Raw genomic sequence first — 26039 nt, forward strand, 5'->3', positions numbered from 1 at the left:
ACCGCCGCGATGAAACTGAGCCTGGGACCGCTGCTGTTCTACTGGGACAAGCGGCAGATATTCGATTTCTACGCCGAGATGGCCGGCCAGCCGCTCGACGTCATCTACCTCGGCGAGACCGTCTGCGCCAAGCGCCGGGCGCTGTCCCTGAACGATTGGCAGGCGCTGGCCCGCGAGCTGGCGCAGGCGACCCGTGCCGAGCTGGTGCTCTCCGGGCTGGCGCTGATCGAGGCCGCTTCGGAGCTGTCCAGCCTGCGCCGGCTATGCGAGAACGGCGAACTCCGGGTCGAGGCCAACGACATGGCCGCCGTCTATTACCTCAGCCAGCGCGGCGTGCCCTTTGTCGGCGGTCCGGCGCTGAACCTCTACAACGGTCATGCCCTGGCCGAACTGTATTCCTGGGGCATGCGCCGCTGGATTCCGCCGGTGGAAGTCTCCGGCAAGCTGCTGCGCGGGGTGCTCGACCAGGCTGCGCAGCTGGGCCTGGAGCAATTGCAGACCGAGGTCTTCGCCTACGGTCACCTGCCGCTGGCCTACTCGGCGCGCTGCTTCACCGCGCGGGCGGAGAACCGGCCCAAGGACGACTGCCAGTTCTGCTGCCAGCAGTATCCCGAAGGTATCCCGCTGCTCAGCCAGGAGGGCGAGGCGCTGTTCACCCTCAACGGCATCCAGACCATGTCCGGCAAGGTCAGCAACCTGCTGGCCGACTACCGCTCGCTGGAACATAGCGGCGCCGACCTGCTACGCCTGAGTCCTCGGGCGCAGGGCATGGCCGAGGTGATCGCGGCCTTCGACCGGGTACGCAAGGGTGCCGCTCCGCCGCTCGCTGTGGAAGGCTGCAACGGCTACTGGCACGGCCGGCCGGGGATGCTGCGGGCAGAGGAGGCAGGGCTATGCTGAACCGCCAACGCCTGCTCCTCGGCGTCGCCGGACGCCTGTTGCCGCTGGCGGCGAAGGTTCCGCGCGGGCTCCAGCACCTGGTCCTGCAACGGGTCGCCAACCGGCTGTTCGCCCAGCCGCTGGAGGAGGGCGCCTTCGACCTGCTGGAAGGTCGCTGGCTGCGCCTGGAAGTCAGGGACCTCGGCGTCGGCTGGTGCGTCACCCGGGTGCCCGGCGGCCTGCGCCTGGTCGAACGGCCACGGGCCAGCGTGACCATCCGTGGCGACTGGCGCGACTTCCTGCTGCTGGCCAGCCGGCATGAGGACCCGGATACCCTGTTCTTCCGCCGCCGCCTGGTGATCGAGGGCGACACCGAGCTGGGCCTGGCGGTCAAGAACCTCCTCGACAGCCTCGACCCGGAGCACCTGCCGCCCTGGTTGTGGAACGCCGTGGAACGGGCCGGGCGGGCAGTGCAGGAGGAGCGCGGCGAGGCGCCCCAGGGGCCGGTCCAGGGCGCGCGGGGCGGCTGAGGTCGGTGGAAAGGGGCGTATAGCGACGCCAATGTCGCTGGGCGCGCCCCTCCGATTGGGTGTATTCCCTGAAGCCTGAAACTCACTGAAGCTCTTTTCAGCGAGGCAACGCCCGGTTCGTTGCCGCATGGGCGGCGCGGAGCGAATGGGCGTTTCCCCTGACCAAACGGATAGCCTGTCTGTCCCCGTAACGCCCCTGTCAACTTGCCCCGGTAAACCGGACCTTCGTGAAGCCTGCGGAGAACTCCGGTATGAGTGGGATGGACCTCAAGCGCCGCCGCGTCGTGCAAGGCCTGGGCGCTGGACTGCTGTTGCCGGCGCTGGGCGCGCCGGCGGTGATCGCCTCGCCCAGGGCGCGGCCGAAGCTGACCGATGGCGTGCAATCCGGCGATGTGCAGGGCGACCGCGCGCTGGTCTGGAGCCGCACCGACCGCCCGGCGCGGATGATCGTCGAATGGGACACCCGTAGCGTCTTCAGCGAGCCGCGTCGGCTGGTCTCGCCGGTCACCGACGAGCGCCTCGACTACACCGCGCGCATCGACCTGCGTGGCCTGCCGGCCGACCAGTCGATCTTCTACCGGGTGCGCTTCGAGGATGCCCGCGACGGCAGCCTGAGCAAGCCCTGGTTCGGCCACCTGCGCAGTGCGCCGAGCGAGGCGCGCAATATCCGTTTCGTCTGGAGCGGCGACACCTGCGGGCAAGGTTTCGGGATCAATCCGGATATCGGCGGCATGCGTATCTACGAAGCCATGCGCCGGCGCCAGCCGGATTTCTTCCTGCACAGCGGCGACACCATCTATGCCGATGGGCCGATCCCCGAACGCATCGAGACCGAGAGCGGGCGCATCTGGCGCAACCGGGTGACCGAGGCCAAGAGCAAGGTCGCCGAGACCCTCGACGAGTTCCGCGGCAACTACCGCTACAACCTGCTCGACGACAACCTGCGCCGCTTCAACGCCGAGGTGCCGCAGATCTGGCAATGGGACGACCACGAGACCACCAACAACTGGTCCTCCAGCAAGCAGCTCGACGAGCGTTACCAGGTGAAGGACATCGACGTGCTGGCGGCCCGTGCACGCCAGGCGTTCCTCGAATACGCGCCGCTGCGCTTCCAGCGCCAGGGGCGCGACGGGCGGATCTACCGCAAGGTCGCCTACGGCCCTTTGCTCGACGTGTTCGTCCTCGACATGCGCAGCTACCGCGGCGGCAACAGCGCCAACCTGCAGGCGCGGCGCAGCGCCGCCACCGATTTCCTCGGCCGTGAGCAGTTGCAATGGCTCAAGCGCGAGTTGCGCGGTTCGCGTGCGCAGTGGAAGGTGATCGCCGCCGACATGCCGATCGGCCTCTGCGTGCCCGATGGCAAGGACGCCCAGGGCCGCGACCGCTGGGAGGCCATCGCCAACGGCAATGACGGCGCCGCCCTCGGCCGCGAGCTGGAGATCGCCGACCTGCTGCGCTTCGTCCAGCGCGCCGGGGTGCGCAACACCGTCTGGCTGACCGCCGACGTGCATTACTGCGCTGCCCACCACTACAGCCCGGAGCGCGCCGCGTTCAAGGACTTCGCGCCGTTCTGGGAGTTCGTCGCCGGGCCTCTCAATGCCGGTAGTTTCGGACCCAACGCGCTGGATGGCACGTTCGGCCCGCAGGTGATGTTCCAGAAGGCCCCGCTGGTCCAGAACAGTTCCCCCTTCGCCGGCTACCAGTTCTTCGGCGAGGTGGAGATCGATGCGCAAAGCCGCGCGCTCACCGTCACCCTGCGCGACCTCGACGGCGAGCCGGTGTTTTCCCAGGAACTGCAGCCCGACGGCGCCTGAGCCGCGGCGACCCCATTCCGATAAAGGAGTATCCCGATGCACCCCTTGCGTAACGCCGCCCTGCTGGGCGGCCTGGCCCTGCTGGGCCTGCCGGTGGCCAACGCCGCCGAGCTGATCATCTCCGAGTATGTCGAAGGCAGCGGCAACAACAAGGCGCTGGAGTTCTACAACAGCGGCAGCCAGGTCCTCGACCTCTCCGCCTACCGCGTCGAGTTCTATTTCAACGGCGCCAGCGCGGCGGGCCGCAGCATCGACCTGAGCGGCAGCCTGGCGCCGGGCAAGACCTTCGTCCTCGCCAACGGCGTGGCCGACCCGGCGTTGCTGGCGCTGGCCAGCCAGCGGGTGGAAGGCAGCTGGTTCAATGGCAACGATGCGGTGCTGCTGCGCCGGCGCGGCGGCGAGATCCTCGACAGCCTCGGCCAGGTCGGCTTCAACCCCGGCACGACCTGGGGCAGCGGCGATGTGCAGACCCTCGACCGGAGCCTGGTGCGCAAGGCCGACATCCGCGACGGCGACAGCGATCCCAGCGACGCCTTCGACCCGGCGGCGCAATGGCTGGGCTACCCGCGCGACACCTTCGCCAACCTCGGCCAGCATGGCGCTGGTGAGCCCGGCGGCGGCGAGGAGGCCGGCCTGCGACCGATCCACGAGGTGCAGGGCGCCGGCGCCGAAAGTCCGCTGGTGAACCAGCGGGTCGCCATCGAGGGCGTGGTGGTCGGCGACTTCCAGAACGCCAGCGAGCTGAAGGGCTTCTACGTGCAGCAGGAAGATGCCACGGTGGACGGCGACCCGGCGACCTCCGAAGGCATCTTCGTCTACGACGGCGGCAACGGCAGCGACGTCAAGCTCGGCGACCGCGTCCGGGTGACCGGCCAGGTCCGCGAGTTCAACGGCCTCACCGAACTGGTCGGGCCGCTGCAGGTCAGCGTCCTGGCGAGCGGCGTGGCCTTGCCGACGCCGGCCGGCATCAGCCTGCCGCTGGCCAGCGCCGATGCGCTGGAGCGCTACGAAGGCATGCGCGTGCAGCTCCGCCAGACGCTGACCGTCAACGAGGTCTACAACCTCGGCCGCTACGGCGAGGTCCTGCTGTCCTCCGGCGGCCGCCAGATGACTCCGACCAACGTGGTGGCTCCCGGCGAACAGGCCAAGGCCATGCAGGCGCGCAACGACCTCGACCGGATTCTCCTCGACGACGGCCGCAGCGGGCAGAACCCCGACCCGATCCGCTACCCGGCACCGGAACTGAGCGCCTACAACAGCCTGCGCGTCGGCGACCGTACCAGCGCCATCGACGGCGTGCTCGACTACTCGGCCGGCAGCTACCGTATCCAGCCGTTGCAGACGCCGACCTTCGAGGCGGCCAATCCGCGTCCGGCCCAGCCGGCGGTGGAAGGGCGCCTGCGGGTGGCCAGCTTCAACGTGCTCAACTACTTCAACGGCGATGGCAAGGGCGGCGGTTTCCCCACCTCGCGCGGAGCCAACACGGCCGAGGAGTTCCAACGGCAGAAAGCGAAGATCGTCGCGGCGATCCTCGCCTCGAAGGCGGACATCGTCGGCCTGATGGAGATCGAGAACGACGGCTACGGCGAGTTCAGCGCCATCGCCGACCTGGTCAACGGCCTCAACGCCAGCCTGCCCCAGGGCCAGCGCTATGCCTTCGTCAACCCGAACCGGGCGAAGCTGGGCAGCGACGAAATTGCCGTGGGGCTGATCTATCGCGGCGACAAGGTCCGCACCTATCGATCCGCGGCGGTGCTCGACAGTTCGGTGAACCCGGAGTTCGACGACACCCGCAACCGTCCGACCCTGGCCCAGACCTTCCAGGAGATCAATGGCGGCGAACGCCTGACCATCGCGGTGAACCACCTGAAGTCGAAGGGCTCGGCCTGCGACGGCGACCCGGACACCGGCGACGGCCAGGGCAACTGCAACCTGACCCGGGCGCGCGCCGCCCAGGCCCTGGTGGACTGGCTGGCGGGCGATCCGACGGGCGCCAAGGAGCCTGATCGCCTGATCATCGGCGACCTCAATTCCTATGCCAAGGAAGACCCGGTGAACGTCATCCGCAGCGCCGGCTACACCGACCTGGTGGCGCGTCAGGCGGGCGCAGGAAAGGGCTATTCCTACGTGTTCTCCGGGCAGTCCGGCTACCTTGACCACGCCCTCGCCAACGCCAGCCTGGCGCGCCAGGTACGCGGCGCGGTGGAGTGGCACATCAACGCCGACGAGCCCCGGGTGCTGGACTACAACGTCGAGTTCAAGACCCCTCGGCAGCAGGACAGCCTGTACAACGCCGAGCCGTACCGGGCCTCCGACCACGACCCGGTGGTGATCGGTATCGACCTGCGCCGGGTGGCGATGAAGAAGCACCGCAGGTAGGCAGCGGATAGCGCCCGTGGCGTTGGTCGCCATGCAGAAAGGCCACCCTCGGGTGGCCTTTCTGCATGGCACGTGGGCCTGTAGGGCGAATAACCGCTTGCGGTTATCCGCCGTTGCGGCGGGATGCCGGCGGATAACGCCGGTGGCGTTATTCGCCCTACGGAACGGAGCCCCCTCCAGGGTGGCCTTCCAGTGTGGCACGTGGGCCTGGTGGGGCGAATAACCGCTTGCGGCTATCCGCCGTTGCGGCGGGATATCGGCGGATAACGCCGGTGGCGTTATTCGCCCTACGGAACGGAGCCCCCTCCAGGGTGGCCTTCTGCGTGGCACGTGGACCTGGTAGGGCGAATAACCGCTTGCGGTTATCCGCCGTCGTGGCGGGATCTCGGCGGATAACGCCGGTGGCGTATTCGTCCCACGGAACGGAGGTCACTCCAGGGTGGCCTTGCTGCGTGGCACGTGGGCCTGGTAGGGCGAATAACCGCCTGCGGTTATCCGCCGTTGCGGCGGGATGCCGGCGGATTACGCCGGTGGCGTATTCGCCCCACGGAACGGAGGCCCCACCAGGTTCGTACGTCGTCAGCCGCGCAGCGGCGGCAGGTAGCCCAGTTCCATCAGCTTGATGTCCGCTTCGCCGACGCGCTCGAAATGTTCGCGACGGGTTTCGTCCATCGGTTCGCGGCCGTTCAGCAGCAGGGTGCCACGGCCGGGAATGTCGACCAGCTCCGTAGCCGCCGGGAAGTCCGTGGCCCTTAGCGGATGCGGGCAGAAGCCGATCCAGCCGATGCTGCGGCGGTCCGGGAAGGTCCGCTGGTGTATGAAGTACGCATGCGGAGCGAGCATGCCCCAGGTCGTTTCGGGCCAGATTTCCAGCGCCGCGAGGAAGATCGCGACGAAGGAGGAAGCCGGTGCGTCGAACACTTGCAGCAGGCTGCCGGCATCTTCCAACTGGAGCCTGGACGAGACGGCCCTGCCGCTGGCCTCGTAGTCCAGCGACAACCCGCCCTTGAGCGGATCCTCCTCGCCGTTCCATAGCACCAGTTCCACCGCCCGGGTGCGTCGGTCACGCGACAGGGCCTTGGCGAGATCCTGGCGGTGCTCGGTGACGTTGTGGCTGAGGGCATCGCGCAGGGAGTCGCCGCACAGGTACCAGTTCTCCAGCACCGGATGGAGGGGCGCGAGGGCATCGAGGAAGCGTTCTATCCGTTGCAGGTGCTGGTCGTCGTCCAGTGCGAGGAGCCGTGCCGGATCGAAGTACAGCTCGAATATGTAGCGCCTGAAAGCCTTGGCGTCCGTCATGCGCAATACCCCGGGTTCTCTTCGCAAAACCTTTTCATCTCTTCCTGTTCCTTCGCGCGGGTTTCCTGGTAGTCGTCGTGCTCGTCCGTTCCCGGCATCGGATTCCAGAATGCCTTCAGGTTGGCCAGTCCCATGCGCAGGTACTCCGCGGCGCAGTACTCGTAGACGATCCGCTGCAGGAAGTGCCATTCGACGAACACCGGCGGGGTCGGTCGGGCCTTGTCGCTGTGGACCTCGGCCTTCTGCAGCAGGTCCGACTTCACCTTGGCCCGCGCCCAGGGCCTGGGCACGCCGAGCAGCGGGACGAACAGGAAGGCGTAGTTGGCCTTCGCCTCCAGCAGGGTGCAGCGCGGCTCGTCGAAGCCGTCCCACCAGGTGCCGCTCCAGAACCATTCGTGGGGAAACGGGAAATTGGTCACCCACTGCTGGTAGCGCGCGGACAGGTCCGACATGCTGTGGCCCTTGCCGTTATTGGCGATGGCCATTTCGCCCCGGGACGGCGGGCACTCCACGCAGTCCTTGTCGCGGCCCTGGCTCTTGCTGCAATCGCGCTCGGCTTCCCGGGTCCGGTCGCGGCTCAGCGTGCCGGTCTCGGTCCTGGGCAGGGTCTGCGGAACCGGCATCGGACGCGGTACCGGCCTGGGCAGCGCGCCGGGGGCCGGTCGCGGCAGCGGGCGCGGCGCCGGCATCGGCAAGTGCGGCCGGGGCGGCGCGGGTAGTTCGAAGGGCAGCCGCGGACCCATGCGGGGCAGCGGTCGGAAAAGCGCGCCTATGCCGCTCATGCCGGTCTCCCCGAGGTTTCGTACGCGCGCCATTTCTGGCTGGCCAGGCGAAACTCGACGATCCGTTCGTAGTCCTGGAAGCGTTGTTCCGGGCTGTCCGCCAGCGGCCGGCGCATGTGTGCGAGAAACGCCGGCGTGTCCTGGAAAGCGGGGAAGGCCAGGCCGTGCAGAAGAAAGCGTTCGATCGTCCCGGGCTCTTCGATACCCAGTTCCAGCGCCGTCGCGCGCAGCTCGCCGAGTTGCCGGATGGCGGGCAGCAGGCCGCGTCGTTCGAGCCAGGCGGGAGCCTCCCGGCGTACCTCCAGCAGGACCCGCTCGATGACTTCGTCGTCGCGGACCCGCTGCAGGCGATCCAGTTGGCCGGCATCCAGTTCAAGCATCGGCGGTCCGCTCCGTTTCCCGGTCATAGACGAGGTAGCCGCCCTGCAGGGGCTGCCAGACCTGCCAACGCTCCAGCGGCGCCATCACTTGCGTCCATTGCCGCGCGGTCATGACCTGTTCCAGCGCCCGGCGCACTTCCGGGCTGTAGTAGCGCAACAGCGCCCGGCGGCCGTCGGGCATGCGGGTGAAGAGCAGCCCGGCGAAGTGTTTCGCGAGGTTTTCGAAGGACGCCCGGCTCCACAGCCAGGAGGCCATGGGCGAGCGGCGGTCCCAGTCGCGCAGCCAGCCGAGGAACTCGCCCGATGACGAAAGCGGGGCGCTGTCCATGAATTCGATCAGGACCGGCCCGGCATGGGCGATATCGTCCAGCTCGCTCCCGGCCAGCAGCCAGCGCGAGCGGATTTCCCCCGCGGCCTTTTCCAGGCGGGTGTCCAGGGTCAGGTAGCGGGCGCCGTCCGCCAGGGCGAACAGGCGGCTGTCCGGCGTAGGCGCCGCGAGCGCTGGCTGGAGCCGGCTCACGGTGCGCCGCCGAGGCTTTCCAGGGGCACCAGGGCCTGGTTGCGGCGTGCCGCCAGCAGCAGGCATTGCAGGCACAGCTTCGGTGGGGCGAGGGCGAGAGCGGGTGCGCCGCCGCCGCTGTTGCCGATCAGCACCGTGCCCGCGCCGCCGACCACCAGGTCGCCGTGGGTGCCGACGCTACCTACCACGGTGGCGGGCTTGCCATTGATCAGTACGTTGGCGATGACGTTGGCGCTGAGGGTGGCGCCGCAGGCGGTGGCGTCGCCCTGGCGGGCGGCGGACCGATGGTCGAAGAAGACGTCGGGCGAGCCGCCGACGATTGGGTTGCTGCCGTGGCCCGGTAGCGGACACGCGGTCGGATCGCCCAGGCGCGCAGCGGGTTTGCCGCTCATGCTCAAGTCCCTATGAGATAAACCCTGGCACTCTGCCGTGCCAGTCGGGGGCGGACAACCTATCTGAACTGCTCAGGAGGCACCTTCGGAAACGGCTTGGGCAACCGCGTCCTTGCCTGGTTGCGCTTGAAGGGATTTCCTACCTGGAAGTCTCGTCACCCGCCTGCGAAAGGCGCAGGCGTACGGAGCGATGGCGCGATGGGGAGGGGAGCCTGGGAGGAGGGAAGGAGGCGTTTCGCACAGCGTCGCGTTCGCTTTGCCTGCGCAGGGGCTGTCCGCCGATACCGCGCTGGAGCGACGGATAGCCGCGATAGGGTTATCCGCCCTGCGCCGAGACCGCCGCGGGAGGAGACAGGGAGGCTGTTCCTGGCTCCTCCCGTGCGATCAGTGATGCTCGCGCGTCGCGCGGAAGCGGATGTCCGGCCAGCGTTCTTCCATCAGGCTGAGGTTGACGCGGGTCGGCGCCAGGTAGGTGAGGTGCCCGCCGCCGTCCACGGAGAGGTTCTCGAAGGCCTTGTCCTTGAACTCCTTGAGCTTCTTCTCGTCGTCGCACTCGATCCAGCGTGCCGACCAGACGTTGATCGCCTCGTAGGCGCACTCGACCTTGTATTCCTCCTTCAGGCGGCTGGCGACCACGTCGAACTGCAGCACGCCCACCGCACCGAGGATGATGTCGTTGTTGCGCTCGGGGAAGAACACCTGGGTCGCACCTTCCTCGGCCAGTTCCTGCAGGCCCTGGCGCAACTGCTTGGACTTCAGCGGGTCTTTCAGGCGCACGCGGCGGAACAGTTCCGGGGCGAAGTGCGGGATGCCGGTGAAACCGAAGTTCTCGCCTTCGCTGAAGGTGTCGCCGATCTGGATGGTGCCGTGGTTGTGCAGGCCGATGATGTCGCCGGCATAGGCCTCTTCCAGTTGCTCGCGCTCGGAGGAGAAGAAGGTCAGCGCGTCGGCGATCTTCACGTCCTTGCCCAGGCGCACGTGGCGCATCTTCATGCCTTTCTCGTACTTGCCCGAGCAGATGCGCATGAAGGCGATGCGGTCGCGGTGCTTGGGATCCATGTTCGCCTGGATCTTGAACACGAAGCCGGAGAACTTCTCCTCGGTCGGCTCCACGCTGCGTTCGTGGGTGGCGCGCGACAGCGGCTGCGGCGCCCAGTCGACGATGCAGTCGAGGACCTGGTCGACGCCGAAGTTGCCCAGCGCGGTGCCGAAGAACACCGGGGTCATCTCGCCCTTGAGGAAGGCATCCTTGTCGAATTCGTGGCAGGCGCCCTGCACCAGCTCCAGCTCTTCGACGAAATTGTCGTAGAGATCGCCGAGGTGGGCGCGGGCTTCGTCGGAGTCGAGCTTTTCGATGACCTTGGTCTCGATGCGCTCGTGGCCGTGGCCCGGGACGTAGACGATGATCCTGTCGTCGGCCAGGTGGTAGACGCCCTTGAAGTCCTTGTAGCAGCCGATCGGCCAGGTGATCGGCGCGGCCTTGATCTTCAGCACCGCCTCGATCTCGTCGAGCAGCTCGATGGGGTCGCGGATGTCGCGGTCGAGCTTGTTGATGAAGCTGACGATGGGCGTGTCGCGCAGCCGGCAGACTTCCATCAGGGCGATGGTCCGCGGTTCGACGCCCTTGCCGCCGTCGAGCACCATCAGCGCCGAGTCCACCGCGGTCAGGGTGCGGTAGGTGTCTTCGGAGAAGTCTTCGTGGCCGGGGGTGTCGAGCAGGTTGATCATGTGCTCGCGGTAGGGGAACTGCATCACCGAGGTGGTGATGGAGATGCCGCGCTGCTTTTCCATCTCCATCCAGTCGGACGTGGCGTGGCGGTCGGACTTGCGCGACTTCACGGTACCGGCGACGGCGATCGCCTTGCCCATCAGCAGGAGCTTCTCGGTGATGGTGGTCTTACCGGCGTCGGGGTGGGAAATGATCGCGAAGGTACGGCGCTTCGCGACTTCGGCGGCCTGAGTGGTCATGGATGCGTGCCTGCTGGAATCCGTTGGCGTGGGCGCGGGACGGCCCGGAAAAACGCGGGATTATAGCGGTAAAACGCGGCGCGTCGGGATGCCTGTCATCCGGCGATCGATGGAATTGCCGGTGGACAGCGAACTTGTCGCAGTCGTGCCGTTCCAAGCAGCCAGCGGCGGCCACCGCCGGATAGACTGCTTTCATTTCACCCGATCGAAGGAAATCACCATGAACGGAGTATCCAGACTGCTCTCCCTGGCGTTGCTGGGCGCGGCGCTGCACTGGGCGCCGGCGCAGGCCGAGGAGCAGCCGCGGCTGTTCGAACTGCTCGGCCAGCCCGGCTACAAGGCCACCTGGCACGCCATGTTCAAGGGCGAGAGCGACGTGCCGAAATGGGTTTCCGACGCCAGCGGCCCGAGTTCCCCGTCCACCAGCCTGAGCCTGGAGGGCCAGCCCTACGTCCTGGCCAACAGTTGCAAACCCCACGATTGCGGCAACAACCGCCTGCTGGTGGCGTTCCGTGGCGACAAGAGTGCCGCCTACGGGCTGCAGGTGAGCCTGCCGGACGAGCCCGCCGAAGTCATGCAGACGCCGAGCAAGTACGCCACCTATCGCTGGTACGGCGAACCCTCCAGGCAGGTCCGCGAGCTGCTGATGAAACAGTTGGAGAGCGATCCGAACTGGAAGTGACGCCGGGCCTGAGGGGGACCAGGCCCGGCGGCGGGAAGGGCGGATGATCGCTGGCGATCGTCCGCCGTTGCGCCATGCGCTCCCGCGGTCTTCCTTCAGAAACCGACCGAGGCCTGTACGTACAGGGTGCGCGGCTGGCCGACGTAGAGGCCCTTGTTGTTGTCGTCGAACGAGCGGGTGTAGTAGCGGCGATCGAACAGGTTCTTCACCCCCAGGCCGAGCTTGAGGTCGTTCAGTTGCGGGCCGAAGTCGTAGGTGCCGCGCGCGCTCCAGACCATCCAGCCGGCGATCCGCCCGGTGCTGCCGTCGGCGCTTTCGCTCTCGGTGTTGGCGTTGTCGGCGTACTGGCTGGTCTGGAAGCTGCCGTCGAGGTTGTAGCTCCAGGCGCCGGTGCGGTAGTTGGCGCCAAGGGTGCCCTTGTGCTTCGAGGAGAACGGCACCTGGTTGCCCTTGTTCGGCCCGTCTTCGCGAATGCTCGCGTCGACGTAGGCGTAGCTGGCATAGACGTCGAAGCCGGAGAGCAGCGGGTCGAGATCGGCCAGGTCGTAGGCGATCGCCGCCTCGATGCCCTTGTGCCGGGTCTTGCCGCGGGCGGTCACGCTGTCGGTCTGCTGGTTGCTCTCGTACTGGTTGTCGAAGTTGATCAGGAAGGCGCCCAGTTCGGCGCGCAGGATGCCGTCGTCGTAGCGGCTGCCGAGTTCCCAGGTGCGGGCCTTCTCCGGCTCGATGTCGCCGCTGCGCACCGCCTTGCCCATCTGGCTGTACTGCACGGTGCCGAACGAGCCCTCGGTGTTGGCGTAGAGGTTCCAGCTCGGCGTGAGGTGGTAGGTCACGTTGAGCGCCGGCAGCGAGGCGTTGTAGCGGCCGCTGTCCTTGCTGTTCTTCAGCAGGTTCTTCTGTTCGGAATCGATCTTCTCGTAGCGGATGCCGGGGGTGATGGTCCAGTTGCCGATGTCGATGCGATCGTCGATGTAGAACGCGTTGGCTTCGGTGCTGCCGCGGGTGTCGCGGTCGTTGCGGCTGCCGGTGCTGGGTAGCTGGCCGCTGTCGGCGCGGGTCCAGTAGCGCAGCTCGTGGCTGGCTTCGTTGACGTAGCGGTGGCCGATGCCCACTTCGTGGCGACTTTCGCCCAGCTCGAAGCCCTGGCTGAAGCGGGTTTCCAGGCCTCGCACCCAGTATTCGCGCGGCGACAGGGTGAGGTTGCGGCCCTGGTCGAGGTAGCCGCTGCGCAGGGTCTTGGTGAAGAAGCCGGTGACGTTGAGCTTCTGGCTGGCGTTGGGGGTGTATTCGTAGCTGGCGCTGGCCAGGGTACGGCGGCCCCAGAACTTGTCGTAGGGACGGGTCGACTGGTACGGGTCGTCGCGGTAGGCCGCGGTGCCGAGGCCGCCGGGCATGTCGGCCTCGCCGTCGTAGTACTGGGTCATCGCCGAAAACGTGTGTTCGTCGCTGGGCTGGAAGCGGCCCTTGAGGATCAGGTCGTCGATCCGCGTATCGCTGTGCTCGCGCCAATCGCCGCCGCGGGTGCCGGAGTAGAGCAGGGCGCCGCCGAGGCCGTTGGCGCCGGTGCCGCCGATCAGCACGTTGTGGGTGGTCTTCAGGCCGTCCTGGCTGGAGCTGGGGCTGAGTTCGCTGTGCACGTCGAGCTTGGTGGCGAAGTCCTCGGGGATCGCCCGGGTCACGAAGTTGACGATGCCGCCGACGTTCTGCGGCCCGTAGCGCACCGCGCCGCCGCCGCGGACCACGTCCACCGCGTCCATGTTGCCGATGGACACCGGCGCCAGCGACAACTGTGGCTGGCCGTAGGGGGCGAAGGGCACCGGGATGCCGTCCATCAGCACCGTCGAGCGCGACGCCAGGCGCGGGTTGAGGCCGCGAATGCCGAAGTTCAATGCCAGGTCGTGGCTGCCGGTGCCGTTGTTGAGCGGCGCGCTGACCCCGGGAATGCGCTCCAGCACTTCGCGGGTGCTGGCCGCGCCTTGGGCCTGGAACTGCTCGCGGCGGACCACGTCGCGCGCACCGGGATGCTCGAAGACGTCGGCGGCGCTGGCGTCGGCCAGCCAGTCGCCGACCACGGTGAGCGCCTGCAGGTTGGCCGGGTCTTCCACCGGCAGCGCTTCCAGGGTGTAGGCGCCGTCGCCGCGGGCGCGCGCCTCCAGGCCGGAGCCGGCGAGCAGGGCGGCCAGGGCTTCCTCCAGGGTGTACTCGCCGTCCAGCGCCTGGCTGCGTCGCGCGGCGGTCTGTTCCGGGCTGAAGGCGATCAGCACGCCGGCCTGGCGGCCTAGGTGGTTCAACGCCTGCTCCAGTGGCTCGGCAGGCAGGCGGTAGTACTGGCGGGCATCGGTGCGGATCTCGGCGGCGCAGGCGCTGCCGGCGGAAACCAGGACGGGACCGCCGAGGCAGGCGAGGAGCAGGGCGCGGCTGAGCGGCGACAGGGCGCGTGACGGGGACATGAGGGACACTCCAGTGGATCTTTCGAGGTTGGCTTTCCTCCTCTGTCACGCGAGGTGGGGAAAAAGGCTCAGGTGCGCGGAAATATCTTTCCGCTCATTCGCGCGGGTGCACGCCGACCCAGTAGCGGGTGACGCGCCGTACCTCCACAGGTAGCACCGCCGGCAGGGTGGCGAGGATCCGCTCGCTATCGTCCAGCGGATAGCTGCCGGAAATCCGCAGGCCGCCGATGCGCGGGTCGCAGCCCAGCCGGCCGGGGCGGTAGCGCGCGACTTCGGCGAGGAATTCGTCCAGGCGCATGCCGGCGGCCACCAGCATGCCGTCGGTCCAGGCGCCGCTGCCGACCGGCAGCGGCTGCGGAGCGCCGAGTCGCTCGCGGTCGAAGTCCAGTTGCCGGCCGCTGGGCAACAGCAGGCCCTGGCCGGCGCGGTTCTCCACCTGTACCGCGCCTTCGTGGACGGCGACGCGGGTGCGTCCGGCGAACTGGCGCACGTCGAACCGGGTGCCCACCGGTCGCAGCCGGCCTTCCGCGCTGTACACGTGCAGCGGGCGCGGGTCGTGGCCGGTGCTGAGCTGGATTTCCCCGCGCAGCAGGAGCAGGCGCCGTTCGCCGGCATCGAAGCGGACATCCACCGCCGTGTCGCTGTTCAGCTCGAGGCGACTGCCGTCGGCCAGGGCCAGGCGCCGGCGTTCGCCGACGCCGGTGGCATAGTCGGCGCTCCAGCGCTGCAGGCTGCCGCTCTCGCGCAGGCCCCAGGCGCTGCCGCCGGCGGCCAGGACCAGCAGCAGGGTCTTCAGCGCGCGCCGGCGTTGCGGCGAATGCGGTGCGTTGATGGCGGCCAGGGCCAGTGGCGTGCCTATCCCGGCCAGGCGCTGGTTGACCGCCTCGATGTGGCGCCAGGCCTGCTCGTGTTCCGGGGCCGCCTGGCGCCAGCACTGCCAGGCCTGGCGCAGGCGTTCGTCGTCGGCGCCGCCCTGCAGCTCGACCAGCCAGCGCACGGCCTGTTCGGCCACCTGCGGCGGCACCTTGGGCGCGGCGGGCAGGCTCATGGCAGCTCGGCGAAGTAGCAGCGTTGCGCAGCCTTGAGCATGTAGCGCTTGACGCTGCTCAGGGAGATGCCCAGCTGCGTGGCGATCTCGGCGTAGCCCAGGCCGTCGAGTTGGGCCAGCAGGAAGGTCTCCTTGGCCAGCGGCGGCAGACCGTCGAGCAGACGGTCCAGCTCGACCAGGGTCTCCAGGACGATGGCGCGGGTCTCTTCGCTGGGGACTTCCCGCTCGGGCAGGCTGGCCAGGGCTTCCAGGTAGGCGCGCTCGACGTCCTGGCGGCGGTAGTGGTTGCACAGCACGCGGCGGGCGATGGTGGTGAGGAAGGCGCGTGGTTCGTCGATGCGCGCGGCCTGGCGCGAAACCAGGACCTTGACGAAGGTGTCCTGGGCCAGGTCGGCGGCGTTCTGCGGGCAGCCGAGGCGGCGCCGCAGCCAGCCCGTGAGCCAGTGGTGGTGGTCGCTGTAGAGGGTATGCAACGCGGCCGCGTGGGCGAGGTCGGCGCTCGACACCTGGACATTCCCGGAGCAGAAGGATTAACGAATGATAATAGTTATCATTTTATGCTGCGGGAATGCCTGCCTACAACCGCAGGCTGTCGGCGCCTGGCTTTCAGGAGGCTTTCAGGGCGGCGCGGTACTGCCCCGGGGTGGCGCCATGGGCTTCGCGGAAGCGCCGGTTGAAATGGCTCGGACTGGCGAAGCCGCAGGCCAGCGAGACCTCCTGGAGCGACTGCGCGGAGTACGCCAGCAGGTCGCGGGCCCGCGCCAGGCGTCGTTCCAGCACGTAGCGGTGCGGCGGCAGGCCGAAGGAGACGCGGAACATGCGCGCGAAGTGGTACTCGGAGAGCGCCGCCAGCTCCGCCAGCGACCCCAGTTCCAGCGGCTGCTCCAGGTGGCTTTCGATGTAGTCGGCCAGGCGCCGCCGCACGTGCGCGGCCAGCCCGCCCTGCCAGCGTACGTCGGTACGCCTGCCGCACCCGGTGAGCAGCAGGTGGTCCACCGCCTGGTGGGCGAGGCTGGTGCATAGCAGGCGCTCGCCGGGTTCGTTCCAGTCCTGTCGTTCCAGGGTCCGGCACAGGGCGGCCAGCGGCTCGTCCTGGATGTAGGTGCGCTCCTCCAGTTGCAGGCTGCGCGGTTCGCAATCGAGGGTGCGTACCGCCGCGCCGGCCAGGCGTTCCGGGCTGATGTACAGGTGCATGAAGCCCAGGCCGCGTGTCACCGCCCAGTCGGAGTGGTGTTCGGCCGGCATCACGCAGAAGCGGTCGGGGCCGCCATAGAGCCCGGGACGATCGCGGCGGAAGGTCTGCCAGCCGCCCTGCAGGTAGAGCGACAGGGTGTGATGGCCGGGGTCGCTGTAGCCGAGGATCTCCGCTTCGTCGCGGTACCAATGGGCGAGCGCCAGGCCGTCGCTGAGCGTGCTGCTGCGCAGCAGGCGCGCATTGGAGGTCCGGTCGAGGGTGCGGAATACCTGGAAATCACTGGGTTGGTGCATGCCGGCCATGCTACCCGCGCCCGGACGCTGCCGCGAGAGGCGGCGGATGAAAAGCGCAAGAATGGACAATGGTCGCGCCCGGCCTCGCCCGCAGACTGACGGCATCCTGTCGTTGCGGAGTCGCCATGAATCTTTCGCTGTACCTGCTCACCGTGCTCATCTGGGGCACCACCTGGATCGCCATCAAGCTGCAGATGGGCCCGGTGGCGATCACCCTGTCGATCGCCTACCGCTTCGCCCTGGCGGCGCTGGTGCTGTTCGCCGTGCTGCTGCTCGGCCGCCGCCTGCAAAGGCTCGACGCACGGGGCCAACGCCTGTGCATGGCCCAGGGCGTATGCCTGTTCTGCCTGAATTTCATCTGCTTCTATACCGCCAGCCAGTGGATTCCCAGCGGCCTGGTGGCCGTGGTGTTCTCCACCGCCACCCTGTGGAATGCGCTGAACGCCCGCCTGTGGTTCGGCCAGCGCATCGCGTCGAACGTGATGGCCGGTGGCGGTCTCGGCCTGCTCGGCCTGGGGCTGCTGTTCTGGCCGGAATTGGTGGGTCACCAGGCCACCCCGGAAACCTTCTACGGCCTCGGCCTGGCCCTGCTCGGCACGCTGTGCTTCTCCACCGGCAACATGCTTTCCAGCCTGCAACAGAAGGCCGGCATCCGCCCGCTCACCGGCAATGCCTGGAGCATGCTCTACGGCACCCTGATCCTCCTGGCGCTGTGCCTGTTCCAGGGCGTGCCGCTGAATTTCGACTGGAGCGCGCGCTACGTCGGCTCGCTGCTGTACCTGGCGATCCCCGGCTCGGTGATCGGCTTCACCGCCTACCTGACCCTGGTCGGGCGCATGGGTCCGGATCGCGCCGCCTACTGCACCGTGCTGTTCCCGGTGGTGGCGCTGAACATCTCGGCCTTCGCCGAGGGCTACCGCTGGACCGCACCGGCGCTGGCCGGGCTGGTCCTGGTGATGCTCGGCAACGTCTTGGTGTTCCGCAAGCCGAAGGCGCCGGCGCTGGCCGGGCCGGCGCGCTCGACCTAGCGGAGAGGGAGGCGCGCTCAGCCGCGTCGCCACACCTGTGGATTGACCAGGTCCAAAGGCCGCTCGCCGCGCAGGGCCGCCTCGAAGTTCTGCAGCGCCCGCTCGGCCATGGCCCGGCGGGTCTCGTGGGTGGCCGAGCCGATGTGCGGCAGGGTCACCACGTTGTCCAGGGCGAACAGCGGCGATTCGGCCAGCGGTTCCTTCTCGTAGACATCCAGGCCGGCGCCGAGGATGCGCTTCTCCCGCAGGGCGGCGACCAGCGCGGCCTCATCGACCACCTGGCCGCGGGCGACGTTGACCAGGATCGCCGAGGGTTTCATCAGGCCCAGTTCGCGCGCACCGATCAACTGCCGGGTCTGCGCTCCCAGCGGCACCACCACGCAGACGAAGTCGGCCTCGCCGAGCAGTTCGTCGAAGCCGAGGAAGCGCGCGCCGAGTTCCTGTTCCAGTTCCGGCTTGCGGTTGTTGCCGTGGTAGAGCACCTGCATGCCGAAGCCGAAACGGCCGCGCCGGGCGATGGCCGCGCCGATCCGGCCGAGGCCGAGGATGCCGAGTTTCTTGCCATGCACGTCGGTGCCGAACTGCGGGGCGTCGACGGTGCGCTTCCAGTTCCCGGCCTTGACCCAGGCGTCCAGCTCGGCGACCCGTCGCGCGGCGCTGATCAGCAGGGCGAAGCCGAGGTCGGCGGTGGTCTCGGTGAGGACGTCGGGCGTGTTGGTGAGAGCGATGCCGCGGCGGTTCAGGTAGTCCAGGTCATAGTTGTCGTAGCCGACCGAGACGCTGGAGATGACTTCCAGCTGCTTCGCCTGTTCCAGTTGCCTGGCGCCGAGCGGCCGGCCGACGCCGATCATGCCGTGGGTATCGGGCAGGGCGGCGGCGTACTGGGCGTCGATGTCGCCCTGTTTCGGTTCGAGCACGCGGACGTTGAACTGGCATTGCAGGCGTTCGAGATGCTCGGGGGCGAGGCGACTGAAGACGAAGACGTTCTTTTTCATGACGGGACTCTGCAAGCGGGAGCGAAAGCGCCGACCATACCACCGCCATCGAAGCGGCGGGCAGGGGCCCGCCACTGGGCGGGCGATTATCGGCTCAGGAGGGTCTTCCGAGTTCCAGGCCCAGCTCCACCAGCGCCGCTTCGTCGCGCTGGAGCAGGCCGGGCAGGCTTTCCTTGAGGTATTCCACCCAGGTCTTGATCTTCGCGTCGAGATACTGCCGCGAAGGGTACAGCGCATAGACGTTGAGCTGTTGCAGGCGGTGTTGCGGCAGGACCCGCACCAGGGTGCCCTTGCCCAGGTCCTCGATGGCCGAATACACCGGCAGGATACCGATGCCCAGCCCGGAGCGGATTGCCTCGGTCATGGCGTCGCCGACATTGACCTGGAACGGCGAGGCGCCGATGGAGACCATTTCCTGGCCGTTGGGACCGTCGAACAGCCAGCGATCCAGCGGCACCACCGGGCTGACCAGGCGCAGGCAGTCGTGGCTGGCCAGCTCCGAAGGCTCGCTCGGCGTGCCGTTCAGGCGCAGGTACTCCGGCGAGGCGCAAAGAATGCTGTAGGTCTCGCCGATGCGCTGGGAAATGAAGCCGGAATCGGGCAGCTCGGAGGCCACCACGATGGCCACGTCGAAGCCCTCGTCGAGCAGGTCCGGCACGCGGTTGGCCATGGTCAGGTCGAAGGTCACGTCGCGGTACTGCTGGCGGTAGCCGGCGATGGCACGGATCACGTAGTGCTGGCCGATGCCGGTCATCGAATGCAGCTTCAGCTTGCCGGCGGGACGGGCATGGGCATCGCTGGCTTCGGCCTCGGCTTCCTCGACGTAGGCGAGGATCTGCTCGCAGCGCAGCAGGTAGCGCTGGCCGGCCTCGGTGAGGGCGATGCGACGAGTGGTACGGTTGAGCAGGCGGGTGCGCAGGTGCGTCTCGAGGTTGGCCACCGCCCGCGAAACATAGGCGGTGGTGGTGTTGAGCTGCTGGGACGCCGCGGTGAAGCTTCCGGTTTCCGCCACGCAGACGAAGGCTCGCATGTTTTGCAGGGTGTCCATCGACGGGGCCTCCTAGGCACGCGCAGAAGTGTGTCAGATTGTTGCGAGGGCGGATTATTTCACATTACGCAATAAACAATCGCACTTGAGCCAGCTTATCAGCAGCCGCCAGCCTCTTAAAATTCATCGGCCCCCGAGCGCACGAACGCTCGAGCGGGTTGAACGGCGCCCGTACCGTTCAAATTCCGTGCTTCGCCCCTCCAGGATCAGACAACGTGCCGCGTGCTCTCAGGAAGGAACTGACCTTGGTCGGCTCCTTCGTCGGTTTTCTCGTCGTTTTCTCCGCAATATCCGGTTGTGTCAGTACAGGCGATATCGCCCCCGAGGCCGCCACGCTCGACGCCAACGCCCTGGCCACCGACCATGCGATCCAGGCTGCCGCCCGCGAGGCCGGCTGGCCGCAGGCGCAGTGGTGGAAGGTGTATGCCGATCCGCAGCTGGACGCCTGGATCGAGAAGGCGCTGGACGGCAATCCAGGCCTGGCGGTAGCCCATGCGCGGGTACGCCAGGCGAAGTCCATGGCCGGGCTGGTGGAGTCCATCGAGTCGCCGCAGATCGAGGGCAAGGGCTCGCTGGTCCGCCACCGCTGGCCGGACGACTATTTCTACGGCCCCGGCGACCTGGCGCGGACCACTTCCTGGAACAACTCCACCGAGATCGGCCTGAACTACAAGCTCGATCTCTGGGGGCGCGACCGCAGCGACAGCGAGCGCGCCGTCGACCTGGCCCACATGGCCGCCGCCGAGGCGCGCCAGGCGCAGCTCGAGCTGGAGGGCAACATCGTCCGCGCCTACGTCCAGCTCTCGTTGCAGTACGCCGAGATGGACATCGCCAAGGCCATGCTGCAACAGCAGCGCGACATCCTCGCCCTGGCCCAGCGTCGCCTGCGCGGCGGCATCGGCACGCATTTCGAGGTCAGCCAGGCGGAAGTGCCGCTGCCCGAGACCGAGCGCCGCATCGAGGTGATCGACGAAGAAATCCAGCTCACCCGCAACCTGCTCGCCGCCCTGGCCGGCAAGGGCCCGGGCGAGGGCCGCACGATCCGCCGGCCAAGCCTGAACCTGGCGGCGCAGCCGAGCCTGCCCAGCGCCTTGCCGGCCGAACTGCTCGGTCGCCGCCCGGATGTGGTCGCCCGCCGCTGGCAGGTCGCCGCCCTGGCCAAGGGCGTGGACGTGGCGCGCGCCGACTTCTACCCCAACGTCGACCTGATGGCCTCGGTCGGCTTCAGTGCCGTCGGCGGCGGCATGCTGGAGTTCTTCCGCAGCGCCAAGTACACCTACAGCGCCGGCCCGGCGGTGACCCTGCCGATCTTCGACGGCGGCCGCCTGCGTTCGCAGTTGGGCGAGGCGGCGGCCGGCTACGACGCGGCGGTGGAGCAATACAACCAGACCCTGGTGGATGCGCTGAAGAACATTTCCGACCAGTTGATCCGCCTGCATTCGGTGGACATCCAGAAGGACTTCGCCGCGCAATCGGTGGCTTCCGCGCAGAAGACCTACGATATCGCCACCCTGGCCTACCAGCGCGGCCTCACCGATTACCTCAACGTGCTCAACGCGCAGACCCGGCTGTTCCAGCAGCAACTGGTCCAGGAGCAGGTGCAGGCCGCCCGGCTGGCCGCCCATGCCAGCCTGCTCACCGCCCTCGGCGGCGGCGTCGGGGCCGGCGCCGATACGCCGGTGCAGCGGAAGCTGGCGCCGGAGAACGTCCCGGTCAGAGCGGTGTCTTCGCGATGAGCGGCCGCTCCGCTGGTTTCGCCCTGCCCAGCCGCGACGAGTGGCGGCGCGCGCTGGCCGAGTGGGCGCGCAGCGACGGGGCGACCTGGATCTACGTGTTCAAGGTGCTCTGCGCGGCCTTCCTGACCCTCTGGCTGGCGATGCGCCTGGAATTGCCGCAGCCGAGCACGGCGACCATCACCGTGTTCATCGTCATGCAGCCGCAGAGCGGCCAGGTGTTCGCCAAGAGCTTCTACCGCATCCTCGGCACCCTGGTCGGCCTCAGCGTGATGGTCACCCTGATCGCCCTGTTCGCCCAGGAGCGAGTGCTGTTCCTGCTCAGCTCGGCGATCTGGATCGGCCTCTGCACCGCCGGGGCCGCCCGCTACCGTGACTTCCGCTCCTACGCCTGCGTGCTCGCCGGCTACACCGCGACGCTGATCGGCATCCCCGCCACCAGCCATCCGGAAGGCGCCTTCATGCAGGCGATCTGGCGGGTCCTGGAAATCAGCCTGGCGATCCTCTGCTCGGGGGTGGTCAGCGCGGTGATCATGCCGCAGACCACCAGCGCGGCGATGCGCAATGCGCTGTACGTGCGCTTCGGCCTGTTCGCCGCGTTCGTCCTCGACAGCCTGCGCGGGGTCGGCGGGCGCGAGCGCTTCGAAAGCAGCAACGTGGCCTTCGCCGCCCAGGCGGTGGGCCTGGAGACGATGCGCGCGGCGAGCGCCTTCGAGGATCCGCACATGCGCCTGCGCAATGGCCGGCTGATTCGCCTGAGCAGCGAGTTCATGGCCATGAATACCCGTTTCCACGCCCTCCACCAGTTGCTCGAACGCTTGCGCGCGCAGGACTCCACCCAGGTGCTGGATGCGTTCGAGCCGTGCCTGGAGGAAATCACCGGGCTGCTCGAGGAGATCCGTGGCCGCGCCGTCACCGACCATGACGCCGAGCGCTTCGCCCAGCGCCTCGCCGACTGCCGCGAACGCCTGATGGCGCGTATCCGCCAGGCGCGCGGCGAGCTGCTGGCGCGGGAGCCGGGCGAAGAGGCGCGGCTGGACTTCAATACCGCCGCCGAGCTGCTCTACCGTTTCGCCGAGGAAATGCACGACTACGCCCTGACCCATGCCTCGCTGGCCGCTCACCGCCACGAGCGCGAGCAGTGGAAGGACGCCTTCACCGCCAAGGCCAACGCGGTGGCGGCGGCAGTGGCGGGGATGCGCACCGGGTTGATGATCCTGCTGTTCGGCTGTTTCTGGATCTACAGCACCTGGCCCAGCGGCGGCACCTTCGCCCTCAACGCGGTGGCGGTCTCGGCGCTGGCTTCGGCGGCGCCGAACCCGAAGAAGGTCGCCATGCAGATGGCCATCGGCACCATGGCGGCGGCGCTGCTCGGCTTCAGCGAGATGTTCTTCGTCTACCCGCATATCGACGGTTTCCCGCTGCTATGCCTGGTACTGGCGCCGGTGTTCGCCCTCGGCGCGTTCATCTCCTCGCGGCCGCAGTGGGCCGGCTACGGTCTCGGCCTGCTGGTGTTCTTCTGCTTCGGTTCGGTGCCGGCGAACCTGACCGTCTACGACCCGGCCCACGTGATCAACGAGTACATCGCCCTGATCCTCTCGATGCTGCTCTCGGCCGCGGCCGCCGCGGTCATTCTGCCGCCCAACAGCGCCTGGCTGTGGAAGCGCCTCGAGCGCGACCTGCGGATGCGCGTGGTGTTCGCCATCAGCGGCAGGAGCAGGGGGCTTGGCTCGGCCTTCGAAAGCGGTACCCGCGACCTGCTGAACCAGGCCTATGGCGTCGCCGCCGGGCGCCCGGACGTGCAGCGCGGGCTGCTGCGCTGGATGTTCCTGGTGCTCGAGGTCGGCCACGCGATCATCGAGCTGCGTCGCGAGCAGGAGCGCCTGCCGGACGAACCCTGCTACGCCGAGGCCATGCCCTGGCGCCAGGCGATCCGCGCCATGGGGCGGGCCCTGATCCGGCTGTTCGTGCGCCCCGGTGCGGAGAACCTGGAGCGCGCCCTGGCGGCTGTCGACCAGGCCATCCACGCGGCCAGGCACACCGACGAACCCTGCGCGCCGCACTTCGACAGCTCGCCGCTACGGCGGGTGCGCAGCTACCTGCACTTCATCCGTTCTTCCCTGCTCGCGCCGACCTCGCCACTGACCGAACTGGCCGGCCGGACGAGCGGCCAAGGTACCGTCCATGCCTCGTGAAATCGCCATCCATGGGGTCTACATGCCGACCCTGACGCTGTTGTTCGTGATCGCCGCGGCGCTCACCTGGGGGCTCGACCGGATCTTCGCCTCGGTTGGCCTGTATCGCTTCACCTGGCACCCGGCGCTGTTCCGGGTCAGCCTGTTCGCCTGCCTGTACGGCGGCCTGTCCCTGACCATCTACCGCTGAGGCGGTAGCGCACCTCTTCGTTATCGTGAGCCGACCATGACCTTGAAATCCGTAATCAGCCTGCTGGCGACCCTGCTGATCCTGCTGGTCGCCGTATTCATCGGGCGGACCCTGTGGGTCAACTACATGGACACCCCCTGGACCCGTGACGGTCGCGTGCGCGCCGACGTGATCAATGTCGCCGCCGACGTTTCCGGGATCGTCGTCGACGTCCCGGTGCGCGACAACCAGTTGGTGAAGAAAGGCGACCTGCTGATGCAGATCGACCCCGACCACTACCGTATTGCGGTGAAGCAGGCCGAGTCGCTGGTTGCCTCGCGCAAGGCGACCCTGGAGATGCGCCAGTTGAACGCCCGGCGGCGCGCGGAAATGGATGAGATGGTGGTCTCCCGCGAAAGCCGCGACGAGGCCCACAACACCGCCGCCGCGGCGATGGCCGACTACGAGCAGGCCAAGGCCCAGCTCGACGCCGCGCGCCTGAACCTGGAGCGCACCCGGGTTGTGGCGCAGGTCGACGGCTACGTCACCAACCTCAACGTGCACCGTGGCGACTACGCGCGGGTCGGCGAGGCGAAGATGGCGGTGATCGACAAGAACTCCTACTGGGTCTACGGCTACTTCGAGGAAACCAAGCTGCCGTACATCCGCGAAGGCGACCCGGTGGACATGCAGCTGATGAGCGGCGAACACCTCAAGGGCCACGTGGAAAGCATCGCCCGCGGCATCTACGACCGCGACAACCCGGAAAGCCGCGAGCTGACCGCCGACGTCAACCCCACTTTCAACTGGGTGCGCCTGGCCCAGCGCGTGCCGGTGCGGGTACACATCGACGAAGTGCCGGACGGCGTGCTGCTCTCGGCGGGGATCACCTGCACGGTGATCGTCAAGCCGCAAGGGCGCGACGACCAGGCCTCGGCGGCGCAGGCGCCGGGGCGGGCCGGTTGAGTGGAAGGGGCAGGGAGAAGCCCGGCGGATGCCGGGCTTTTTCGTTTCGGCGGGGCGGAAGAGGGCGCCACTCGCCAGGAATACGCTGCGGTTGGCGGCTGCCGGCGGTGAATATCCACCCGGCGGCCTAGGCCCCGACCTGTTCGGCCGGCGACACGATCAGGCCCTTGCCGCCGCGCGAGCGGCCGGAGCTGAGGTAGTCGGCGATGGATTCCTGGGTGACCTCGCCGAGGAACTGCTGGTCGGGGTCGAGCACCGGCAGCCAGGAGCTGTTGAACTCGTACATCCGCGACAACAGGATGCGCAGGTGCTCGTCGTGGCTGGCGGTGACCCGGAACGGGGTGACGAACGGCGCGCAGGTGCCCTCCTGGCGGCGCAGGTCCTTGCGTCGCACGTAGCCCAGGCCCTTGCCCTGGTCATCCACCACGATCAGGTAGCGCCGGTCGTTCTCGTCCATCAGTTCCAGCGCCTCGGCCACCGGGGTCTGCGGCCGGGCGGTGACCAGGCTGCTGTCGGCGGCGTCTTCGGCGCGCACCAGGAGCAGGCGCTTGAGCGTGCTGTCCTGGCCGGTGAAGGCGCTGACGAACTCGTCCGCCGGGTGCGCCAGCAGGGTGTCCGGGTGGTCGTACTGGAGCAGCCGGCCGCTCTTGAACACCGCCACCTTGTCACCCAGCTTGATGGCTTCGTCGATGTCGTGGCTGACCATGATCACGGTCATGCCGAGCTTGCGCTGCATTTCGAAGAACTCGTTCTGGATCGACTCGCGGTTGATCGGATCGACCGCGCCGAACGGCTCGTCCATCAGCAGCAGCGGCGCGTCCGCCGCCAGCGCGCGGATTACCCCGACGCGCTGCTGCTGGCCGCCGGAGAGTTCGCGCGGGTAGCGTTGCAGGTACTGCTTGGGCTCCAGCTTGACCATGCTCATCAGCTCGCGGGCCTTCTCCTTGCAGCGCGCCTTGTCCCAGCCGAGCAGGCGCGGCACGACCATGATGTTTTCCTCGATGGTCATGTTCGGGAACAGGCCGATCTGCTGGATCACGTAGCCGATGTGGCGGCGCAGGGTGACTTCGTCGAGGTCCGCGGTGTCCTGGCCGTCGATCAGCACGCGGCCGGAGGTCGGCGGGATGATCCGGTTGATCATCTTCAGGGTGGTGGTCTTGCCGCAGCCGGAGGGGCCGAGGAAGACGCAGATCTCGCCTTTCTCCACGGTCAGGCTGACGGAATCGACGGCGCGGAACTCCTTGCCGTTCTTCTGGGTGAAGGTCTTGCTGAGCTTGTCCAGTTCGATCATGTT

23 protein-coding genes are annotated in these 26039 nt (G+C 68.1%); 10 read left to right on the top strand and 13 right to left on the bottom strand.

What is annotated here, in order from left to right; genetic code table 11:
• Window positions 1–9: 9 nt before the first annotated feature.
• The 4 genes from ACYAF3_RS16690 (at window position 10) to ACYAF3_RS16705 (ending at window position 5602) form a co-directional block, all read left to right on the top strand.
• Window positions 10–900 (top strand): U32 family peptidase, encoded by an 891-nt coding sequence (locus tag ACYAF3_RS16690; protein ID WP_003110916.1) that lies wholly within the window; start codon window positions 10–12, stop codon window positions 898–900.
• Window positions 894–1409: a ubiquinone anaerobic biosynthesis accessory factor UbiT gene (gene ubiT / locus ACYAF3_RS16695; RefSeq protein ID WP_003104247.1), complete on the top strand. Its 516-nt coding sequence runs from the start codon at window positions 894–896 to the stop codon at window positions 1407–1409. Before ACYAF3_RS16690 ends, ubiT begins: the two co-directional genes overlap by 7 nt.
• A gap of 251 nt (window positions 1410–1660) precedes the next feature.
• On the top strand, window positions 1661–3223 hold the full coding sequence (locus tag ACYAF3_RS16700) for an alkaline phosphatase D family protein (RefSeq protein WP_003110915.1): 1563 nt from the start codon (window positions 1661–1663) through the stop codon (window positions 3221–3223).
• A gap of 36 nt (window positions 3224–3259) precedes the next feature.
• Window positions 3260–5602: an endonuclease/exonuclease/phosphatase family protein gene (locus ACYAF3_RS16705; RefSeq protein WP_003453898.1), complete on the top strand. Its 2343-nt coding sequence runs from the start codon at window positions 3260–3262 to the stop codon at window positions 5600–5602.
• A gap of 579 nt (window positions 5603–6181) precedes the next feature.
• Here the strand turns inward: ACYAF3_RS16705 and tsiT are convergent.
• The 6 genes from tsiT to ACYAF3_RS16735 form a co-directional block, all read right to left on the bottom strand.
• On the bottom strand, window positions 6182–6901 hold the full coding sequence (gene tsiT / locus ACYAF3_RS16710) for a type VI secretion system immunity protein TsiT (RefSeq protein WP_004351560.1): 720 nt from the start codon (window positions 6899–6901) through the stop codon (window positions 6182–6184).
• The gene (gene tseT, locus ACYAF3_RS16715; RefSeq protein ID WP_003104240.1) at window positions 6898–7683 is read right to left on the bottom strand and encodes a type VI secretion system effector protein TseT; all 786 of its coding nucleotides are present in this window, start codon (window positions 7681–7683) and stop codon (window positions 6898–6900) included. Before tseT ends, tsiT begins: the two co-directional genes overlap by 4 nt.
• The gene (locus tag ACYAF3_RS16720; protein WP_003104238.1) at window positions 7680–8063 is read right to left on the bottom strand and encodes a hypothetical protein; all 384 of its coding nucleotides are present in this window, start codon (window positions 8061–8063) and stop codon (window positions 7680–7682) included. The genes tseT and ACYAF3_RS16720 overlap by 4 nt, the downstream gene beginning before the upstream one ends.
• Complete coding sequence (locus tag ACYAF3_RS16725; protein WP_009876999.1) at window positions 8056–8583, bottom strand: DUF4123 domain-containing protein; 528 nt, start codon at window positions 8581–8583, stop codon at window positions 8056–8058. Before ACYAF3_RS16725 ends, ACYAF3_RS16720 begins: the two co-directional genes overlap by 8 nt.
• Window positions 8580–8975: a PAAR domain-containing protein gene (locus tag ACYAF3_RS16730; protein WP_031632315.1), complete on the bottom strand. Its 396-nt coding sequence runs from the start codon at window positions 8973–8975 to the stop codon at window positions 8580–8582. The genes ACYAF3_RS16725 and ACYAF3_RS16730 overlap by 4 nt, the downstream gene beginning before the upstream one ends.
• 384 nt (window positions 8976–9359) lie before the next feature.
• Window positions 9360–10943 (bottom strand): peptide chain release factor 3, encoded by a 1584-nt coding sequence (locus tag ACYAF3_RS16735; RefSeq protein WP_003093004.1) that lies wholly within the window; start codon window positions 10941–10943, stop codon window positions 9360–9362.
• Window positions 10944–11163: 220 nt separating this feature from the next.
• On the opposite strand from ACYAF3_RS16735, the gene ivy reads away from it, so the two are divergent.
• Complete coding sequence (ivy, locus tag ACYAF3_RS16740; RefSeq protein ID WP_003093002.1) at window positions 11164–11625, top strand: lysozyme inhibitor Ivy; 462 nt, start codon at window positions 11164–11166, stop codon at window positions 11623–11625.
• Window positions 11626–11720: 95 nt separating this feature from the next.
• On the opposite strand, the gene fecA is transcribed toward ivy, so the two are convergent.
• The 4 genes from fecA to mdrR1 all read right to left on the bottom strand — a co-directional run bounded on the left by fecA (window position 11721) and on the right by mdrR1 (window position 16611).
• Window positions 11721–14075 carry a TonB-dependent Fe(3+) dicitrate receptor FecA gene (gene fecA / locus ACYAF3_RS16745; RefSeq protein WP_023083314.1) on the bottom strand — a complete coding sequence of 785 codons (2355 nt, stop codon included), beginning with the start codon at window positions 14073–14075 and terminating at the stop codon, window positions 11721–11723.
• A 94-nt stretch (window positions 14076–14169) separates the two neighbouring features.
• On the bottom strand, window positions 14170–15123 hold the full coding sequence (locus ACYAF3_RS16750) for a FecR domain-containing protein (protein WP_023117155.1): 954 nt from the start codon (window positions 15121–15123) through the stop codon (window positions 14170–14172).
• A complete protein-coding gene (locus ACYAF3_RS16755) occupies window positions 15120–15629 on the bottom strand; it encodes a sigma-70 family RNA polymerase sigma factor (RefSeq protein WP_003092999.1) in 510 nt (169 codons plus the stop codon). The genes ACYAF3_RS16750 and ACYAF3_RS16755 overlap by 4 nt, the downstream gene beginning before the upstream one ends.
• A 100-nt stretch (window positions 15630–15729) precedes the next feature.
• Window positions 15730–16611: an efflux pump transcriptional regulator MdrR1 gene (gene mdrR1, locus ACYAF3_RS16760; RefSeq protein ID WP_003132628.1), complete on the bottom strand. Its 882-nt coding sequence runs from the start codon at window positions 16609–16611 to the stop codon at window positions 15730–15732.
• A gap of 125 nt (window positions 16612–16736) precedes the next feature.
• Here mdrR1 and ACYAF3_RS16765 point away from each other — a divergent pair, with 125 nt between their 5' ends.
• On the top strand, window positions 16737–17639 hold the full coding sequence (locus ACYAF3_RS16765) for a DMT family transporter (protein ID WP_003092997.1): 903 nt from the start codon (window positions 16737–16739) through the stop codon (window positions 17637–17639).
• A gap of 17 nt (window positions 17640–17656) precedes the next feature.
• On the opposite strand, the gene ACYAF3_RS16770 is transcribed toward ACYAF3_RS16765, so the two are convergent.
• Window positions 17657–18634: a 2-hydroxyacid dehydrogenase gene (locus ACYAF3_RS16770; protein WP_003104226.1), complete on the bottom strand. Its 978-nt coding sequence runs from the start codon at window positions 18632–18634 to the stop codon at window positions 17657–17659.
• 94 nt (window positions 18635–18728) lie between these two features.
• Window positions 18729–19682: a LysR family transcriptional regulator gene (locus ACYAF3_RS16775; RefSeq protein WP_003092994.1), complete on the bottom strand. Its 954-nt coding sequence runs from the start codon at window positions 19680–19682 to the stop codon at window positions 18729–18731.
• 245 nt (window positions 19683–19927) lie between these two features.
• Between ACYAF3_RS16775 and ACYAF3_RS16780 the strand changes: the two genes are divergently transcribed.
• From ACYAF3_RS16780 to ACYAF3_RS16795, 4 genes are read left to right on the top strand one after another with little or no spacing between them, the layout of a single operon-like run.
• Complete coding sequence (locus ACYAF3_RS16780; protein WP_003143071.1) at window positions 19928–21418, top strand: efflux transporter outer membrane subunit; 1491 nt, start codon at window positions 19928–19930, stop codon at window positions 21416–21418.
• The gene (locus tag ACYAF3_RS16785; RefSeq protein WP_126859353.1) at window positions 21415–23610 is read left to right on the top strand and encodes an FUSC family protein; all 2196 of its coding nucleotides are present in this window, start codon (window positions 21415–21417) and stop codon (window positions 23608–23610) included. The genes ACYAF3_RS16780 and ACYAF3_RS16785 overlap by 4 nt, the downstream gene beginning before the upstream one ends.
• Window positions 23600–23800 carry a DUF1656 domain-containing protein gene (locus ACYAF3_RS16790; protein WP_003082823.1) on the top strand — a complete coding sequence of 67 codons (201 nt, stop codon included), beginning with the start codon at window positions 23600–23602 and terminating at the stop codon, window positions 23798–23800. Before ACYAF3_RS16785 ends, ACYAF3_RS16790 begins: the two co-directional genes overlap by 11 nt.
• A gap of 36 nt (window positions 23801–23836) precedes the next feature.
• Entirely contained in the window at window positions 23837–24745 is a 909-nt protein-coding gene (locus ACYAF3_RS16795) for an efflux RND transporter periplasmic adaptor subunit (protein ID WP_128669550.1), read from the top strand.
• A 127-nt stretch (window positions 24746–24872) separates the two neighbouring features.
• Here ACYAF3_RS16795 and ACYAF3_RS16800 read toward each other — a convergent pair whose 3' ends face one another.
• Window positions 24873–26036: an osmoprotectant ABC transporter ATP-binding protein OsmV gene (locus tag ACYAF3_RS16800; RefSeq protein WP_003113768.1), complete on the bottom strand. Its 1164-nt coding sequence runs from the start codon at window positions 26034–26036 to the stop codon at window positions 24873–24875.
• Window positions 26037–26039: the final 3 nt, after the last annotated feature.

This window comes from Pseudomonas sp. TZ252 (genome assembly GCF_056110345.1).